Raw genomic sequence first — 2,630 nt, forward strand, 5'->3', positions numbered from 1 at the left:
CGGACCGGCGTGAGCCGGTACCTACTGGGGAGCGTCGCCGAGCGCACCTTACGGACTGCCGCCGTCCCGGTGTTGACGGTCCCGACGCCCGAGACCGACGAGGAGTGACCGACCGCACCGTCGCCGGAGCGTCTGACGGCGCGGTAGGTTTACGGGCCTTCCACGCGATACGGATTGTATGAAAGTGTTGGTAGCCGGCGGGACCGGATTTATCGGATCGTATCTCTGTCGCGCGCTCGCCGAGGACGGCCACGCGGTGACCGCGCTCTCCCGCTCGCCCGAAGAGACGCCGGAGGGAGTGACGGGCGTCAGCGGGGACGTGACCGACTACGACTCCATCGAGTCGGCCGTCGACGGCCACGACGCGGTCGTGAACCTGGTCGCGCTCTCGCCGCTGTTCGAACCGGAGGGCGGCAACCGCATGCACGACCGGATCCACCGCGGCGGGACCGAGAACCTCGTCCGCGCGGCCGCGGACGGCGGCGTCGAGCGGTTCGTCCAGCTGAGCGCGCTCGGCGCGGACCCGAACGGCGACACCGCCTACATCCGCTCGAAGGGCGCGGCGGAGGGGATCGTCCGCGAGAGCGACCTCGACTGGACGATCTTCCGTCCGTCGGTCGTCTTCGGCGAGGGCGGCGAGTTCGTCTCGTTCACCAAGCGGTTGAAGGGGATGTTCGCGCCGGGCGTCCCGCTGTACCCGCTCCCCGGCGGCGGCAAGACCCGGTTCCAGCCAATTCACGTCGAGGATCTGGTGCCGATGATCGCGGCCGCGGTGGCCGACGAGGAACACGTCGGCGAAACCTACGAGATCGGCGGCCCGGAGGTACTCACGCTCCGGCAGGTGACGGATCTGGTCTACGAGGCCGAAAAGAAGGGGATCACCATCCTCCCGCTGCCCATGCCGCTCGCGAAGATCGGTCTCTCCGTGCTGGGCGCGGTCCCCGGCTTCCCGATGGGACCGGACCAGTACCGGTCGCTAAAGTTCGACAACACGACCGCCGACAACGACGTCGCGGCGTTCGGCGTCGACGCGGCCGAACTGACGACGCTCGGTGAGCACTTGGGGATCCGATGACCGCGGCGACTGCGGCGGGAGGCGCGGCGAACGTGTCAACCGCTCGAATCTCACGACTGGTAACGGCAACCGAAGGCTTATATACGAGATCACGTTCTGTTCACGTCAAACGCGGAGGGAGCACACGATGAAACTCGCAATGATCGGATTCGGACAGGCGGGGGGCAAAGTTGTCGACAAGTTCTTGGAGTACGACAAGCGGACCGGCTCCGAGATAGTTCGGGCCGCGGCGGCCGTCAACACGGCGAAGGCGGACCTCATGGGGCTGGAACACATCGCCGAGGACCAGCGCGTCCTCATCGGCCAGTCCCGGGTGAAGGGCCACGGCGTGGGCGCGGACAACGAACTGGGCGCGGAGATCGCGGAGGAGGACATCGACGAGGTCCAGGGCGCGATCGACTCGATCCCCGTCCACGAGGTCGACGCGTTCCTCGTCGTCGCCGGGCTCGGCGGCGGGACCGGCTCCGGCGGCGCGCCGGTGCTGGCGAAACACCTCAAGCGGATCTACACCGAACCGGTGTACGGGCTGGGCATCCTGCCGGGCAGCGACGAGGGGGGTATCTACACCCTCAACGCGGCCCGCTCGTTCCAGACGTTCGTCCGCGAGGTGGACAACCTGATGGTGTTCGACAACGACGCCTGGCGGAAGACGGGCGAGTCCGTTCAGGGCGGCTACGAGGAGATCAACGAGGAGATCGTCCGGCGGTTCGGCATCCTGTTCGGCGCGGGCGAGATCCAGCAGGGCCAAGAAGTCGCCGAGAGCGTCGTCGACTCCTCGGAGATCATCAACACCCTCTCCGGCGGCGGCGTCTCCACGGTCGGCTACGCCGAGGAGGAGGTCGAGGAGCGCTCCTCGGGCGGGCTGCTCTCGCGGCTCCGCGACGACGGCAACGACGAGGAGCTGGACAGCGCCCACACCACGAACCGGATCACCAGCCTCGTGCGCAAGGCGGCGCTGGGGCGGCTCACGCTCCCCTGTGAGATCGAGGGCGCGGAGCGCGCGCTGCTCGTGCTCGCCGGCCCGCCGGAGTACCTCAACCGGAAGGGTATCGAGCGCGGCCGCAAGTGGCTCGAAGAGCAGACCGGCTCGATGGAGGTCCGCGGCGGGGACTACCCGTACCGCGGCGCTGGCTTCGTCGCGACCGTCATCCTGCTCGCGGGCGTCACGAACGTCCCGCGGATCAAGGAGCTCCAGCAGGTCGCCATCGAGGCGCAGGACAACTTAGACGAGATCCGCGAGGAGAGCGACGAGAACCTCGACGAGCTCGTCAGCGACGACAGCGACGAGCTGGAATCCCTGTTCTAAGGGCCCCGTCGCTCGCGATGGAGGTCATCGTCCCCTTTTCGACCGACCGGCCGAAGTCGCGACTCTCAGACGTGCTCTCGCCCGATGAGCGACACGCGTTCGCGCGGGCGATGCTGGAGGACGTGCTAGACGCCGTCGTCGCCGCCGGCGGCGACCCGCGGGTCCTCGCGACCGACGCGGTCGACGTCGATCGTCCGGTCACCGTCGACGACCGCCCGCTGACCGACGCGGTGAACGCGGCGCTCGACG

The 2,630-nt window shown here is 68.5% G+C and carries 3 protein-coding genes and 1 pseudogene; all 4 read left to right on the forward strand.

Annotation, left to right across the window (positions count from 1 at the left end; all coding sequences use genetic code 11):
* Positions 1-108, forward strand: a 108-nt coding sequence (locus BN903_RS17865) for a universal stress protein (protein WP_228841004.1), incomplete at its 5' end; no start/stop codon positions are given.
* Between the two features lie 70 nt (positions 109-178).
* Positions 179-1,075 carry a complex I NDUFA9 subunit family protein gene (locus tag BN903_RS02760; protein WP_048076277.1) on the forward strand — a complete coding sequence of 299 codons (897 nt, stop codon included), beginning with the start codon at positions 179-181 and terminating at the stop codon, positions 1,073-1,075.
* A gap of 127 nt (positions 1,076-1,202) precedes the next feature.
* A complete protein-coding gene (locus BN903_RS02765) occupies positions 1,203-2,381 on the forward strand; it encodes a tubulin/FtsZ family protein (RefSeq protein ID WP_172863972.1) in 1,179 nt (392 codons plus the stop codon).
* A gap of 17 nt (positions 2,382-2,398) precedes the next feature.
* Positions 2,399-2,630 (forward strand): annotated as a pseudogene (locus BN903_RS15475) (2-phospho-L-lactate guanylyltransferase); the annotation flags it as partial.

This window comes from Halorubrum sp. AJ67, from assembly GCF_000513435.1.